The organism is Winogradskyella sp. J14-2 (genome assembly GCF_001971725.1).
In the GTDB taxonomy this organism is placed as follows: Bacteria; Bacteroidota; Bacteroidia; order Flavobacteriales; family Flavobacteriaceae; genus Winogradskyella.
Map to the genome: position 1 here is coordinate 1,618,669 of NZ_CP019388.1, position 15,721 is coordinate 1,634,389.

General features: G+C 35.0%; 15 protein-coding genes. 5 read left to right on the forward strand and 10 right to left on the reverse strand.

Annotation, left to right across the window (positions count from 1 at the left end; translation table 11 throughout):
- Positions 1 to 7: 7 nt before the first annotated feature.
- Positions 8 to 445 carry a hypothetical protein gene (locus BWZ20_RS07505; RefSeq protein ID WP_076618434.1) on the forward strand — a complete coding sequence of 146 codons (438 nt, stop codon included), beginning with the start codon at positions 8 to 10 and terminating at the stop codon, positions 443 to 445.
- A 74-nt stretch (positions 446 to 519) separates the two neighbouring features.
- On the opposite strand, the gene BWZ20_RS07510 is transcribed toward BWZ20_RS07505, so the two are convergent.
- From BWZ20_RS07510 to BWZ20_RS07545, 8 genes are all read right to left on the reverse strand, one after another.
- Entirely contained in the window at positions 520 to 2,946 is a 2,427-nt protein-coding gene (locus tag BWZ20_RS07510; protein WP_083677178.1) for a TonB-dependent receptor, read from the reverse strand.
- A 443-nt stretch (positions 2,947 to 3,389) separates the two neighbouring features.
- Complete coding sequence (gene arfB / locus BWZ20_RS07515; RefSeq protein WP_076618438.1) at positions 3,390 to 3,794, reverse strand: alternative ribosome rescue aminoacyl-tRNA hydrolase ArfB; 405 nt, start codon at positions 3,792 to 3,794, stop codon at positions 3,390 to 3,392.
- Between the two features lie 2 nt (positions 3,795 to 3,796).
- Positions 3,797 to 5,353 (reverse strand): DUF4301 family protein, encoded by a 1,557-nt coding sequence (locus BWZ20_RS07520; RefSeq protein ID WP_076618441.1) that lies wholly within the window; start codon positions 5,351 to 5,353, stop codon positions 3,797 to 3,799.
- Complete coding sequence (locus BWZ20_RS07525; RefSeq protein WP_076618445.1) at positions 5,350 to 5,919, reverse strand: AAA family ATPase; 570 nt, start codon at positions 5,917 to 5,919, stop codon at positions 5,350 to 5,352. Before BWZ20_RS07525 ends, BWZ20_RS07520 begins: the two co-directional genes overlap by 4 nt.
- On the reverse strand, positions 5,880 to 6,512 hold the full coding sequence (gene pnuC, locus BWZ20_RS07530) for a nicotinamide riboside transporter PnuC (RefSeq protein WP_076618447.1): 633 nt from the start codon (positions 6,510 to 6,512) through the stop codon (positions 5,880 to 5,882). The genes BWZ20_RS07525 and pnuC overlap by 40 nt, the downstream gene beginning before the upstream one ends.
- A gap of 12 nt (positions 6,513 to 6,524) precedes the next feature.
- Complete coding sequence (locus tag BWZ20_RS07535; RefSeq protein WP_076618451.1) at positions 6,525 to 6,785, reverse strand: hypothetical protein; 261 nt, start codon at positions 6,783 to 6,785, stop codon at positions 6,525 to 6,527.
- A gap of 2 nt (positions 6,786 to 6,787) precedes the next feature.
- Complete coding sequence (locus tag BWZ20_RS07540) at positions 6,788 to 7,510, reverse strand: geranylgeranylglyceryl/heptaprenylglyceryl phosphate synthase (protein ID WP_076618454.1); 723 nt, start codon at positions 7,508 to 7,510, stop codon at positions 6,788 to 6,790.
- 3 nt (positions 7,511 to 7,513) lie between these two features.
- Complete coding sequence (locus BWZ20_RS07545; RefSeq protein ID WP_076618457.1) at positions 7,514 to 8,140, reverse strand: 4'-phosphopantetheinyl transferase family protein; 627 nt, start codon at positions 8,138 to 8,140, stop codon at positions 7,514 to 7,516.
- Positions 8,141 to 8,273: 133 nt separating this feature from the next.
- Between BWZ20_RS07545 and ahcY the strand changes: the two genes are divergently transcribed.
- Together ahcY and dcm are read left to right on the forward strand one after the other, a co-directional pair.
- Positions 8,274 to 9,590 (forward strand): adenosylhomocysteinase, encoded by a 1,317-nt coding sequence (gene ahcY / locus BWZ20_RS07550; protein ID WP_076621294.1) that lies wholly within the window; start codon positions 8,274 to 8,276, stop codon positions 9,588 to 9,590.
- A gap of 139 nt (positions 9,591 to 9,729) precedes the next feature.
- Positions 9,730 to 11,001, forward strand: a complete 1,272-nt coding sequence (gene dcm, locus BWZ20_RS07555; protein WP_076618459.1) for a DNA (cytosine-5-)-methyltransferase — start codon at positions 9,730 to 9,732, stop codon at positions 10,999 to 11,001.
- On the opposite strand, the gene BWZ20_RS07560 is transcribed toward dcm, so the two are convergent.
- Positions 10,987 to 11,766 (reverse strand): Eco47II family restriction endonuclease, encoded by a 780-nt coding sequence (locus BWZ20_RS07560; RefSeq protein ID WP_076618462.1) that lies wholly within the window; start codon positions 11,764 to 11,766, stop codon positions 10,987 to 10,989. The two genes, dcm and BWZ20_RS07560, sit on opposite strands and share 15 nt — an antisense overlap.
- 24 nt (positions 11,767 to 11,790) lie before the next feature.
- On the opposite strand from BWZ20_RS07560, the gene BWZ20_RS07565 reads away from it, so the two are divergent.
- Complete coding sequence (locus BWZ20_RS07565) at positions 11,791 to 12,270, forward strand: very short patch repair endonuclease (RefSeq protein WP_076618466.1); 480 nt, start codon at positions 11,791 to 11,793, stop codon at positions 12,268 to 12,270.
- A gap of 127 nt (positions 12,271 to 12,397) precedes the next feature.
- On the opposite strand, the gene BWZ20_RS07570 is transcribed toward BWZ20_RS07565, so the two are convergent.
- Entirely contained in the window at positions 12,398 to 14,485 is a 2,088-nt protein-coding gene (locus BWZ20_RS07570; RefSeq protein WP_076618469.1) for a S46 family peptidase, read from the reverse strand.
- A gap of 82 nt (positions 14,486 to 14,567) precedes the next feature.
- Here BWZ20_RS07570 and BWZ20_RS07575 point away from each other — a divergent pair, with 82 nt between their 5' ends.
- The gene (locus BWZ20_RS07575) at positions 14,568 to 15,710 is read left to right on the forward strand and encodes a methionine aminotransferase (protein WP_157358451.1); all 1,143 of its coding nucleotides are present in this window, start codon (positions 14,568 to 14,570) and stop codon (positions 15,708 to 15,710) included.
- The last annotated feature ends 11 nt before the right edge of the window (positions 15,711 to 15,721 follow it).

Here is a 15,721-nt window from a genome sequence, read left to right on the forward strand (position 1 = left end):
ATTTAAGATGAAAAAACTGATTATAATCCTCTCAATAATAGCGCTGTCTTGTAATAGTGACGATAATAACATCAATAACTGTAACTTCTTATTTGATGCTGGTGTTAACCTAACAGTAAACACCAATTTTCCGCAATTTAACCAACTACAGTTTAACGGTAATGCTGTCTTTGTTGCCAACCAAGGTAATAACGGTATTTGGTTATACCGTTTAACCTCTTCTACGCTTTATGCTTGGGATGCTGCAGACCCAAGCCATGCACCAGCAGCTTGTTCTACACTTACAGACTCTGGCAGTGGCGATATTGTTGTCTGTGGTTGTGAGGACGCTAACCGATACAGTTTAGCCACCGGTTTAGGTTTAGACGGAAACACACAACCCTGTACCCTACAGCCATACAGGGTTGATGATTTGGGAAATGGCCAATTTTTAGTCTCTAATTAATAAAATAATTTATTTTTATATAAAAACCCTGTAAGCTAATCTTACAGGGTTTTTATATTAAAGTTTTACATTTTCTAAAAATTCAAGGTCATACCCACCAAAAAGTTAGTGGTTGCCTGTGGATAAAAACCTGAGAAAAAGCCTGTGGAAATACCTGTTGGACTATTAGGGTCTTCAAAATCGAACGATCCAAAGTAACCATTAGACACATACTTTTCATTGAATATATTATTCACTAAACCTGTAAAAACTATCGATTTAAAAAATGAATCGGTTTCTATTTTATAGGTAACATTAAAGTCATTAACAAAAAAGCTATCTAATTTTGATTCAGGGTTTTCTGTATTGCCCATAAATTGTTCACCAACGTACTTACTTAATAAAGATATTTGTAAACGCTTTACTGGTTGAAATACAATAGCGTTGGCAGCAACTATTTCTGGTGAAAAGGCTATGTCGGTTTTATCCAAATTGATTAACTCACCATTTAGAGATACGATGGTTTCCCTATTCTTGTTAGTACTTAATGTCATATTTGGTTGTAATGTTAATTTTGATGCTATAGGAATTATAGCTTCCAATTCTAATCCTAATCGGTAACTTTCGCCACTATTTCGTCTCAATTGAGCGCCCACATCATTTATCTCTCCTGTAAGTACTAACTGTTGATTGTACAACATCGCAAAACCGTTGGCATTAAAACTAAAGTTGCCTTTTTTATGTCTCCATCCCAATTCAAAATCGTTGAGTTGTTCGGGCTCTATGTTTGAGTCATTTTCAAATTCGTCTCGCGTTGGTTCTCTATTGGCTCTAGCATACGAAAAATACAAATCATTATTTGCATCCACTTTATAGGTTAAACCCGCTTTTGGGTTAAAAAACGTATAGTTTTCGTCAACATTAAAAAGCGTTAGATTAGAGTTAATACCAGATGTTTCGTAATTAACATTTCTCACTTGCACATCGGCATATAATTGAATTTTATCACTTAATCTGTAATTAGCTTTAGCAAATGTTGAGAAGTCATTCTTTTTACCGTTTCCCTCATAATATCTATCTCTTATCTCACTCTGGCTGGCAAATTCTGCCCAAATAACCTCACCAAAATGATCTCCATCGTAATGACTAAAAGATCCACCAAAAACGACATCGATATCAGAGGTTTTGTAATTTGCTGTGGCGTTAATTACATAAAAATCATTATCTAACCAACGACGACGAATAAGATCTGTAGTATTTACGGTTTCGCCATTAACGGTCAGTTCTTCAAAACCATAAATAGAAAAATCATCGTCTTCTCTAAACTGCTCAAAATAGCCACGACCGTAGGTGTAGTTTAAGCCTAAAGTTGTAGACCAACGGTTGTTGTAACGTTGATTCCAATGCAATTGATAGTGGTCTTGGCTGTAGTTGTCTACTTCATTATCGTAAAACCGCGTGTTACCATCATCGTCTGTGTAAATTCCGGCAAAATTAAACGTTCTGTCTTCCTCTAAAGTTTGCGCATCAATACCATACCACGCTTGGTAGGTTACTTCATTACCACCAAAAACTATTGCTTTTAGCAAGGTATTATTATCGACATAAGCTCCTTGTAAAAAGTACGATTTTAAGTCTGCTGAGGCACGATCAATATAACCGTCCGAAGAAATATTAGACAAACGACCAGCAATCTCGAAATGGTCGTTCATTAATCCTGTACTAAATTTTACGGTATGCTTTCTAGTATTAAAACTACCGAAAGAATTTGAAATTTCTCCATAAGCATCCTTAGAAACAGCATCTGTTAATACATTTATACTTGCACCAAACGCACCTGAGCCATTGGTAGAGGTACCCACACCACGTTGCAACTGTAAGCTTTCTACAGAAGAAGCTATGTCGCCTAAATTAACCCAAAATGTTCCTAAAGATTCGGCATCATTATAAGGTATACCATTAATAGTAACGTTGGTAGATTGTGGACTTACACCTCTTACTCTAATGCCTGTATAGCCAACACCAGCACCTGCATCAGTAGTTGTTACCACTGAGGGTAGAAAGTTTAACAATATAGGTATGTCTTGCCCTAAATTACGTTTTGCAATCTCTTCTTTAGTAACGTTAGAGTGCGTAATTGGCGCTCTTTCTTTTACGCGAACGGCTTTTACCAATACTTCATCTAGCTTGCCAAGCTGTTCATTAATTTCTACATTTAGTACTAGGTCTCTATCCAAAATAATTGCTTTCTGAATAGGATTTGGAGCCATATAACCGAACACCAATTCATATTCACCTCGTGGAAGACTCAATACATATTTACCGTCCAGATCGGTTTGTACACTTTTTTCGGTTCCTTGCACGTACACACTTACTCCAGGCAAAGGCTCTGCATCAATTGTTACCATACCTGAAACTGTAAATTTTTCTTGTCCATAAGCTGAACAAAGGCTTAAAATAAAAATGAAAATTGTTAATCTCTGTCGTTTTATTTTTGAGAGATTGTTGAATAAAAATTTCATGCGACTATAAGTTTATAATCGAATAAAAAGAGGTCATTATTCTTTGTTAATAATTGGTTTGTTGAGCAGCTTTAGAATGAGACTTGATGCTTGTTGGTAAAATTCTAAAGCATTAAATGGATATTTTCACGTCATTAAATGCTTAGAAGTAAACCAACATTGATGACCTAATCGCACTCGCTAAAAATGTCTTCAAAACATTTTCTTGATGCTCGCTTCCTAAACAGCATTACCTGTTCTAGGTTCAATGGGTATGATCTCAGCCTTTTTTAGTATTAAGCATGAAGTAAAAGTGTAAAGTAGCTTCTCTGTTCCTGCTTACTGATTACTGCTTACTGATTACTGCTTACTAAAAATAGCACCCCTTTTTTGAGAACGCTACAAAGATAAAACCTAATTACGATTTTTGAATGACGATTTTTGATTTTTTTCAATGTAAAATCCTAATCGATTTTAGGCGGTTTTCTATTTGCCTTTTTTTCAGCGTTTTTTCGTTTGGTATCGAGACGCTTGCGTTTTGCTGCCTTGGGTACTTTGGTTGTTTTTCGCTCTTTTTCTTCTTTTAAGCCTTCTACAATAAGATCTAAAAACTTTTGGGTGACTAAGGCTTTATTTCTAAACTGGCTTCGGCTTTCGCTAGAGTCTAATATTAAAACACCTTGCTTGTTTAACCTGTTTTGAAAAAATTCAGCCAAGCGTGCTTTTTCGTCATCAGTAAATTGTACTGAAGTTTCAAGATTAAAATATAGCACAACTTTTGAAGCTACCTTATTTACGTGTTGCCCACCACTACCAGAGCTTCGGACGGCTTTATAAGTTAACTTAGATTTTAAAGCTTCAACATCCACAACTAGTCGATTTGATGTGGAGCTTTTAGTAAGTCATTTACAGTTTTTACAGGGTTAAATGTAATGATAGGCACCTCAACAAAAATAGTGTTCCAATGTGCCATACTACCATTCCATAGTCCTGGTAACTCTAAAGCTTTAAGGTCTTTACCTAATTTGGTTTTTGCTGTAATGAATGCTGCATTGTGGTCCACAAAATCTTCGAGATCAAACTTTTCTCCTTTGTAGTTTTTAACACCACACACTAAATCAACCGGGTTAAAATGTGTTGCGTTTGTAAGAATGTCTTTTTGATTCTTATTCTTAAGATTTATTTGGGCAGACTCAACAATTTGTAGGGATAAATTACCATACATATCTCTAACCCAAAATGGGCCTCCGCCAGGTTCTCCTTCATTTTTAACCATACCGCAGATACGAATTGGTCTGTTTAATTTTTCTTTTAAGTATTCAATTTTGTACTTATTTAGGTATTTTTTGTACTCTCCCGAAATTTTAATGCACATCTTATTGGTTAAAAAGGTTTCTATAGTTTCAAACTCACTGTCTGAAATATTGTCCTTATCTAACACTCTGAGACATTCAAATGACTCTTTTTGTAGTTTTAATAAAATTCCGGCGAGGACTTTCTTATACTTAGCAACCTCTTCCTTATATTGTTTTACTACTACATTATCTATATTTTTAATAAATATAACGTCGGCATCTAATGCATTTAAGTTTTTTAATAGTGCACCATGGCCAGATGGCCTAAAGAGCAACGTATCATCATCATTTCTAAAAGGTACATCCTTAGGTGTTACAGCTATAGTATCTGTAGATTCTTGCTGATACGAAAATGAAATATTAAATGATACACATGTGTTTTCTTCAACATACTCCTCAATACGTCTAAACTCTTCAGTAAATTTGTCTCTATAGCGCTCAGATATTGTAAAATGAAGTTCAGCCTTATTATCTTCTGAAGCATATAAGGCTGCCTCGTATAAATGCTCTTCAAAAGCAGTGGAAATATAACCGTTTTTATATTTATGAAATGGAAGCAGTCCTTTTGGTGAATTACCAAAATTGAGCTCATTTTCATTAAGCATTATTTGTATAAAATGGATTGCCTTGTCTTGGGTAGATAACGTTTTAAAATCTATTCCTTTTTCGTGTAAGCGTTCTAAAACTTGGTCATAAAATGGAAATTTTTCTAATCCAACTAAAAAAAACGCTAAGTCCTTAGAGTCATTCTTATTGATAAAAGCATTTAAAGATTCTTTTTGTGGGTTGTATTCTTTTAAAAACTTAAATAGAAATTTAAACATTCTTGTGGCTGCGCCTGATGCAGGTACAAACTTTAGAAGCGACAAGCCTTTTTTATTACTTTCAAAATGTGATATGGCTTCTTCTTTCTGACGTTCGGATAAATCTAGGATTCCATCACCAATAGTAGCAGCTGCAGCAATGTTTGTAAAAGGTATTCCTGTTTTAAACAATTCTATTTGAGACTCTATTTGCGGCAGCGTTAGGCCTTTAGCCTTAATTTGTTTAATGTCGTTTTCTGTAAAACTCATTGTTTATTTTTAAGTAGGTTATCAATATGTTCAACCGCTATTTTCAAACGCTCCTCTTTATTTCCTTTTAATAGCACATATGGTCTGTTGTACTTTATGAGGGTATTTTCAAATGCTTTGAACATCAGTTCTCTTTCATTGGGCTTATCACGTAAATCGTCTTTTTCCCAAGGCGTGTCAATATAGGTTAAAAAATAGAGGTCATACGAATTTTTTAGAGCATGTGCTTCTAAAATCGGGTCACATGTACCAGAGTAGTATGACTCGCTATAGACCTTAGTTTCAAGTATATCTGTATCGCAAATAAGAACCGAGTCTGTTTTTTGAGCCAAGTCATTTTCTAATTTCATTTGGCCAATGGCTATTGGCAATAAATCGTGAGGCTCACAAGTTTTTCTTTCGTTATTCCACTTGTTTTGCAAGTATTCTCTTGCATACTCTGGCACCCAAACCGAATTGTAATGTCTGGCTAACTGTCTAGATAGTGTTGTTTTACCAGTAGACTCTGGACCAAACAACACAACTTTTATGCAGTTGCTTGGTTGCTGTTTAAGTGCTTCTTCCATGCTAAGTATCCAAATATTGCAATAATTGTAAAGCCAAGATATTGAAAACTCGTGAAAGTAAACCCCTTATAAAAATATAAAGGCACTGAGATAATATCTCCTATAATCCAAAAGATCCAGTTTTCAATTTTTCGTCGCGCCATAAGCCACATACCAACAAAGAAAATAGCTGTTGTTATAGTATCTACATACGCTACCCAACCGTTCCATTTATCGAAAGTTTTATAGACTACAAAAACAAAAACCAAAGTCGCTAAAAAGATACCAAAGCTTAGTGATCTTTCTTTTGATGTGGTTCTCGAAATTGGTGTTACGTGTGTTTCATCAACCTTTCGGGTCCAAACAAACCAGCCATAAACACTCATGGCAAAATAATATGCGTTAATCATCATATCGCCTAAGAGTTCCCACTTTAGTAACAGGTACACAAATATGACGGTACTAATCATTCCGGTTGGAAAGACTAAAATGTTATTTTGTTTAGAAAACCAAACCGACAAAAACCCAAATACGACCGCAACAATTTCTAAAATAATATCAGTTGTAGCATATTCGGCATATTGCGAAAAGAAAAAATCAAAAATTTGGCTCATAAACAAAGGGCTTTAAAAATGCGCCTCGTACTCACTTCTGTTTGTTTTTACAACTTTCATGGTGAGCACGCTAATATCTGTATTTTCAAAAGACGTTTTAATGGCATCATTTAAAAATGGCATTAATTCATCAAATTCCCCAAAAATCTGTGTACTTAATGGATTTTCTAAAACCATAAATTTTGAAGCTCTCAAGGCTTTAATGAAATTTATAATATGAGCTTCGTAATCGTTTTGTAAAGGAGATAAGGTTAAGTCTACTGATATTTGCATAATTATAATTTTAGTTGTTCAAAAAAATGTTGATTCGTTTCAAAGGCTGTGCCTATAACCACAAGATCTGCTCCTGCTTTATAGGCTGCTTCCAATTCGGTTTTAGATCTTATACCTCCACCAACAATAAGCGGTATATTTAAAGTGTTTTTTACTGCTGAAATAATCTCAGGCTCAATTGGATGTGTTGCTCCGCTTCCGGCTTCAAGGTAGATTAGTTGCATCCCTAAAAGCGCTCCTGCTTTGGCCGTATCTACAATATGTTGCTTATTCGATCTACTTAACGGTTTGGTATTACTTACACGCTCTACAGCAGTTTGCTTTCCGTTTTCAATAAGAATATATCCTGTTGGAAGCACTTCTAGTTGTGTTTTGGCTAATTTTGAAACTGCTTCTACATGTTTACCAATCAGGTAATCCGGATTTCGACCTGAAATTAAAGACAAAAACAGAACACCATCAGCTTCATCTGTAATTTGTATTACATCACCAGGAAAGAGTATTACAGGTAGTGTTGTATATCGCTTAATGGCTTGTACTACAACTTCAGTATCACCTTCTTCTACTTCACTTCCACCAACAAAAATGTGAGTTGCTACAGATTGATTGACTTTTGTTACGATGCCTTCAATCGTGTCAAGTTCCGTTTTATCCGGATCGATTAAAACCGCAAGTAACCTTTTGCCTTCTGCTATAGACTTTTTTATGTTAGAATAAATGCTCATTGATTAAGGCACTACATAAGCGCAAGTAAAGCCTTCAAACTCTAAAAACGCAGTATTATATCTGTATTTTCTGCCTTTATAATCTATCCAAGCAATGGTTTCACCTTCATCAAACGTGAATGGAATCACTAAAAAATGTGCTGCAAATAACATACCTGGCGTTGCAAAAAGTTTATACAACGATTCCTTTACTCCCCAAATTACAGTAAGCTTATTAATGTAATCGTCTGCAGATTTATCTAAATAATTAAACTCGTAGTCCACAAATTTATGAGCGATAATCTTTATCTTATCTCGTTGTTTTTCAATATCTATACCAACTTCTTTATCACTAACAATAACTCCTGAAAAGGTAAAACTGTGCGTTATAGAAATATGCTTGCCATCTTTGAGATGTGGTTTTCCGTTATCATCATAAAATAAATCCTGATCTGTATAACCAAACTCACGCAGCAAGTGTCGCACACTTAAAAAACCACGTTGATGTAGTTCACTTTTCATACCCAACACACGCTCAAGACTTTGAGGTTTTAAATCTAAAGGCTGCATTAAATCCTCATAAGATTCTTCAATCTTCCAGATTTTAACAGTAGTTTGTGAGTTTACATTAATGGTTTTGTAAAGTGGCATTTAATATTGTAAAACCTATTGATTATCTTTGCACTGCCTAAGGCAGATTTGGCATTTTTTGGTAAGCGAATTTAACCATTTCAATGTTAAACCCAAAGGTAAGAACCATTTTAAAAATTTGAGAAAAAACAATATGAGTACAAAAACAATTCCTTATGTACCAAACAAGGTAAAGGACATGTCGTTAGCGGCTTGGGGAAGAAAAGAGATTGAATTAGCCGAAGCAGAAATGCCAGGTTTAATGAGCTTACGTGAAGAGTATAAAAACGAGCAACCGTTAAAAGGTGCACGTATTGCAGGTTGTTTGCACATGACCATACAAACTGCTGTTTTAATTGAAACTTTACAAGCATTAGGTGCAGAGGTAACTTGGAGTTCTTGTAACATTTTCTCTACTCAAGATCAAGCTGCTGCTGCCGTTGCTGAGGCTGGAACTGCTGTTTATGCTTGGAAAGATATGACAGAAGAAGAGTTTGACTGGTGTATAGAACAGACCTTATTTTTTGGAGAAGACCGCAAGCCATTAAACATGATTTTGGATGATGGTGGAGATTTAACAAATATGGTCTTAGATAAATACCCAGAATTAGCTTCTGGAATTAAAGGTCTATCTGAAGAAACTACAACAGGTGTGCACCGTTTATACGAGCGTGTTAAAAACGGAACATTACCAATGCCTGCAATTAATGTAAACGACTCGGTTACTAAATCTAAATTTGATAACAAGTATGGTTGTCGCGAAAGTGCTGTAGATGCTATTCGTCGCGCAACAGACGTTATGTTAGCTGGTAAACGTGTTGTAGTTTGTGGTTACGGAGATGTTGGTAAAGGTACTGCTGCGTCTTTCAAAGGAGCAGGAAGTATTGTAACAGTAACTGAGATTGATCCAATCTGTGCATTACAAGCTGCAATGGACGGTTTTGAAGTTAAAAAATTAGAAACTGTAGTTGGTAATGCAGATATCGTAATTACTACAACTGGAAACAAAGACATTGTACGTGCAGAGCACTTTAAAGCAATGAAAGATAAAACCATAGTTTGTAACATTGGGCATTTTGATAACGAAATACAAATGGCTTGGTTAAACGAAAACTATGGCAACACTAAAAACACGATTAAACCTCAAGTAGATAAATATACTATTGATGGTAATGATATTATCATTTTAGCTGAAGGACGTTTAGTAAACCTAGGTTGTGCCACTGGTCATCCAAGTTTTGTAATGAGTAACTCTTTTACTAACCAAACGTTAGCGCAAATAGAACTTTGGAACCACTCTGATAAGTACAACAATGAAGTGTACATGTTACCGAAGCATTTAGATGAAAAAGTAGCTAAATTACACTTAGAAAAAATTGGTGTTGAGCTTACAGAACTTAAGCAAGACCAGGCTGAATATATTGGCGTAACAGTTGAAGGTCCTTTTAAACCAGAACACTACAGATATTAAGAATTCCTGCTTTCGCAGGAATCTCAAATTCCAAAAGTTAAATCCCAAGCAGAAATGTTTGGGATTTTTTTGTTAATAACTTAATTTTAAACTTAACTTTAATACATTAAATTTGTAACCATATATAAGGTTGTATAATATGGTTATTAAAGATTATTACTCGATTTCTGAAGCTGCTAAAATACTTGATAAAAACCCAGAAACATTAAGAAGATGGGATAATGAAGGTAGACTCAAGGCTGTGCGTGAACCTATAAGCAACTATCGTGTTTATAAAAAAGAGCAGTTAGAAATATTTCCTGAATATAAATCTTATTTTGATAAACTTGATGAAGGTAATTACGTTGAAGCACTTAAAGAATTTCAAGTTTTGGAGTTATTCGCAGGTGCTGGCGGATTGGCAATTGGAATGGAAAAAGCAGGTCTTAAATGCAAAGCACTAAACGAAATTGACAAATGGGCTTGTAAAACACTTCGTACCAATAGACCTAATTGGAATGTCATAGAAGAGGATATTAAAAATATTGATTTTTCCAGCTATAGAGGAGAAGTAGATGTGGTCACTGGTGGTTTTCCTTGTCAAGCATTTAGTTATGCTGGAAAAAAACTTGGTCTGGAAGATGCTCGTGGGACATTATTTTATGAATTTGCTAGAGCTGTTCAAGAAACACAACCAAAAATTTGTATAGGCGAAAATGTACGAGGTCTTTTGAGCCATGATGGAGGAAAAACACTTGAAGGCATGATGTCTATCTTAGATGAGATTGGATACAGAGTAGTTTTGCCTGTCAAGGTTTTAAAAGCAATTAATTACAATGTGCCTCAAAAAAGAGAACGTTTAATTTTGGTTGCGGTTAGAAAAGACATAGGTATTGATTATTTATATCCAAAGCCTTTTTCGGAAATATACACATTGAAGGATGCACTAAAAAAAGGCTCACTTTACGACAGAAAAGTTCCTAAGTCTAAAGGAGCATCATACCCAGAACATAAGAAAAAGGTTTTAGATTTAGTTCCGCCTAAAGGATATTGGCGAGATTTGCCCTTGAATATCCAAAAAGAGTATATGCAAAAAAGTTTTTACTTAGGTGGTGGTAAAACAGGAATGGCGAGACGTATTGGATGGGATGAACCTTGTCTAACACTAACCTGTAGTCCTGCCCAGAAACAGACCGAACGTTGTCATCCGGATGAAACTAGACCATTTACGGTGAGAGAATATGCCAGAATCCAAACTTTTCCAGATGAATGGAAATTTGAAGGCTCAATATCTCAGCAATACAAACAAATCGGTAATGCGGTTCCTGTAAATCTAGCCAAAGAGATTGGGTATTCTATCATTTCTTTTCTAAATAAAACTTTAGAAGTTAAAAAACAGGATTCGAAGAAAAATATTTCAATTGCTATTTAATTCATCAAAACCTTCATAATGATAAAAATTCTCAAAAGTAATTTCGTCTAAAATTGTTCTTTTCGATTTTTTAGCACTTTCAGAAATGTCATTTAGAATACTATTTTCTTTTATTTCCTTACTTTCTACAGATGCTAAAAATTTATTGACCGCTTCAGGCAGAACTTTGTAAAGTTTAAACAGTGCATTTTTATCACCAGTCAATAATCCATAAAACCTATCACCTGAAATCATATAAACTCTACTATGGCTATACTCTTTCCCATTAATGATTGCTTGCCATCTCTTTTCAAAACTCTTTTTAGCTAATATTTGCACTAAATAACATTTAGCCTTTTTATTATCATCTGCAAATCTTGCCAATTTTTGAAAAGCGCTCTCAGCAGAACTACTGTTCATTGTATTATGCTTATTTTTAATTTCTGCAAAAAGTGAATCATCATCAGCTTTTATATCATAACCACTTAACTTACCACTACTGAAGCCTTTTACACCTCCTAATATTTCTTCATGAAAAGTACCAATAGCATTATTTACAGACTTATCTATTTGTCTTGTCATTTCAACTTTAATTAAATCTTCCTCAGATATATCGTTGAATTTTGAATCAAAAGTTAATTTAAAAGTGTCTACCTTATTATTGTAAAATTTAACTTTCGTAAAAGCCTTTTTTGCTTGCTGATAAGAACTATAAAGATTAGAAATACAACTCATTAAATGCTCATCTGACACAAAATCTACATATTTATTTTTTGATTGACTCATTTTCTATTAAATTAAAGAGTAATTATGTCCTACGAAGATAAAAAAATAAAAGTCCCAAGATTCAACGAGGAATCTGGTTTCTATACCACAAAGAAGCGCTCTAAAATTATGAGTAAAATTCGTGGTAAAGATACTAAGCCAGAACACCAGTTTAGAAAAGCACTTTGGAAAGAAGGTGTAAGATACAGGGTTGATAGTAAAACATTACCTGGACGACCAGACGTAAGCATTAAAAAGTATAAACTGGCTATTTTTATTGATGGCGAATTTTGGCACGGCTATAATTGGGATGAGCGTAAACCAACCATAAAAAGCAATCGTGGATTTTGGATTCCTAAGATAGAACGCAATATGCAACGTGACAGAGAAGTGAACCAACAACTAAAGGAAATAGACTTTACAGTCTTTCGGTTTTGGACGCACGAGGTCAAGGATAACCTTAAAACTTGCATTAACGATGTGATGATGTATTTGGATTTGGCAAAAGGAAATACCACCATTTAAATTGGTTCTCGATACAAAATTCTTTGCAAGTATTTCACTCGAACTGACGTCTCAACTTCAATGTATTTCACAAAAAACCTCACAAACATTGGTGATTGTGAGGTTCAATTTTATAAATAATATATTACTACTTCTTCGGATGCACTAACTTCATTTCATCAATTAAGTGTTTTGCACCAGCATATTTATCGACGATAAAAAGCACATAGCGTAAATCTACCATTATGTTGCGGCAGATTTCTGGGTCGTAGTTCATATCACTCATTGTACCTTCCCAAACACGGTCAAAGTTTAAACCTACCAAATTCCCTTCGGCATCAATGGCCGGACTACCAGAATTACCACCAGTCGTGTGGTTTGTTCCTAAAAAGCAAACAGGCATATCACCATTGCTATCAGCATATTGACCATAATCCTTGGCTTCATAAAGGTCGATTAGCTTTTGAGGTACATCAAACTCATAATCACCTGGCACATACTTTTCCATGACGCCTTTGAGATGGCTCACAGGCTCATAATACACAGCATCTCTTGGTGAATACCCTCTTACTTGACCATAAGTAACGCGCAACGTACTATTTGCATCTGGGAAATAACGCTCGTTTGGTAAGGCTTTCATTAAAGCCGTCATATACTCAGTTTGTAATGCTGAAATACTTTCATTTTTTTGTTGAAATTCTGCGTCAATCGTAGTAAAAAATTCATCAATGATTGGTTTCGCATAAGCATAAGCCGCATCATTGTTTAAGTTTTTAATCACAGTTTTGGCATCACCTTCTAATAATTTTAAAGCCGAATCTAAATCCGTAAATGCCGTTTTATCATAGATTGAAGCATCAACTGGTTTTCCATATAATGGCATTACATTTAAATACACACCTTTATCTACATTGGCATCAAAGTTTTTCAGAATACCTTCAAAACGGCCTTTTAGACTTGCTTTGGCACGTTCTAAACTTTCAGGATTTGCCAAAAGTGCTTGCTCAACCTGATACGCTCTAAAGGTTATTTGCATCAACTCACTTGTTACCAAAAAGACTTCAACAAAATTTCTTCGCTTAATATTTATTGGACCAAATTCTTTGTAAAGCTTATCAAACTCAGGTAAAATATGACCATACTTTGCCTCTAGTCCATTTTCCTTTAATGCTTTTTTAAAAGTTGCTTCAAATTCACGACGCTTAGCTACAGCATCACTTTTTTCAATACCTAAGTTTTCACCAATCCACTTTTTCCAGGCGTTTGCAATTCTGGCTTGTTTAGACGCATACTTAATACGCACCTCATCGCTGGCTTTCATATTGGCATCAATCACTTTTAAAGCCGCTTCTCTAATTTCGATATTTGTTGGGTTGAATTCCTTAGTAATATGCTCAATCGCTACAGCTGGCAGATATTCATTGGTACGACCAGGAAAGCCAAAAACCATTGTAAAATCGCCTTCTTCAACACCATCTAAGGACACTGGCAAATAATGCTTTGGTTTGTAAGGCACATTGTCTTTGCTGTATTTTGCTGGTCTGTTATTCTTATCGGCATAAATTCTGAACATAGAAAAATCGCCTGTATGTCTCGGAAACACCCAGTTATCTGTATCGCTACCAAACTTACCAATACTGCTTGGTGGTGCACCAACCAATCTAATATCTTCAAAACGTTCAGTTACAAATAAGAAATACTGATTACCTTCGTAAAACGACTTTGTTTTAACGTCTTGCCATTTTTCTTTTGGCCAGGATGCCATTGCAGCATTGCTGTTTCTGGTAATTAAGGATTGTTTTTCCTTTTCAGTCATAGTTTCGTTTACGCCATTTAAAACAGTATCTGTAACATCGTGAATGCTTACAATAAACTCAATAAACAACCCTTCATTTGGTAGTTCTTCTTCGAGAGACATTGCCCAAAATCCATTTTTTATATAATCGTTTTCTAAAGACGAATGCGACTGAATCTGGCTAAATCCACAGTGATGATTGGTAAGCACTAAACCTTTGTCAGAAATCACTTCGCTGGTACAACCACCATTAAAATGACCAATAGCGTCCTTAAGACTAGAATTGTTAACATCGTAAATGTCTTTGGCAGTTAATTTACTACCAAGGCTTTGCATTTCGTCTTCATTCATGCCTTCTAAAAGTGAGGGAATCCACATACCGCCTTGTTGAGCAGACACCTGAAAAACAACAAAAAAACAGAGTAATTTTATGAATCGCATAATATATATTTTATTGATTTTGTAAAGATAGAAAAAGCACATTTTATATCTTTAAAACTTATAGAATTAAAACTGCAGTATGATAAAACACCAATCTAAACTACCCAATGTAGGCACTACCATTTTTACGGTGATGAGTGCATTGGCCAACGAATATAAAGCCTTAAACCTATCGCAAGGTTTCCCAAATTATCCTAGTCCACAACAATTAAATGACTTGGTTGCCAAGGCAATGTACAAAGGTTACAACCAGTACGCACCAATGCCTGGCAACTTGGATTTGCGCTTGGCCATTGCGAATAAATTCCAACAACTTTACAACACAAGTTATCATCCAGATACCGAAATCACAGTTACTGCTGGTGCAACACAAGCTATCTATACAATCATTTCGGCTTTTGTAAAACCAAATGATGAAGTCATCATTTTTAAACCTGCTTACGATTGTTATCAACCTGCCATTGAAGTTAATGGCGGAAAGACGATTTCTATTCAATTATCTGCACCAGGCTATAGCGTGAATTGGGAAGAAGTGGCTTCAAAAATTTCGTCTAAAACCAAGATGATAATCATCAATACACCTCATAATCCTAGTGGTACCATTTGGTCTGAAGAGGATATGCTTCGGCTTGAAAAATTAACCAAAAACACCGACATCATCGTTTTAAGTGACGAAGTTTACGAGCATATTGTTTTTGATAACGAACAGCACCACAGTGCTTGCAAGTTTCCAGATTTAAAAGCACGAAGTTTTATTACAGCTTCCTTTGGCAAAACATTTCATAATACAGGTTGGAAAATAGGCTACTGTTGCGCACCTAAAGATTTAATGAACGAGTTTAGAAAAGTACACCAATTCAATGTGTTTTCTGTAAATCATCCTGCTCAAAAAGGCATTGCAGATTATATGACTGATGCTGAAACTTATCTTAGTTTGAACGCTTTCTTTCAGCAAAAACGTGATTTATTTTTGAATTTAATTGCAGAATCTCGTTTTAAATTCACACCATCAAAAGGTACGTATTTTCAGGTGTTAGATTATTCTGAAATTACCGATGAATACGATGTAGATTTTGCCAAACGGCTTACTAAAGAATTTAAAATAGCTTCGATTCCGCTTTCAGTATTTAATGAAAATAACAAAGATGACAAAGTGCTTCGATTTTGCTTTGCCAAAACTGATGAAACTTTAGTAAAAGCAGCAGAAGTGCTAAACAGAATATAAATGTTAAAACT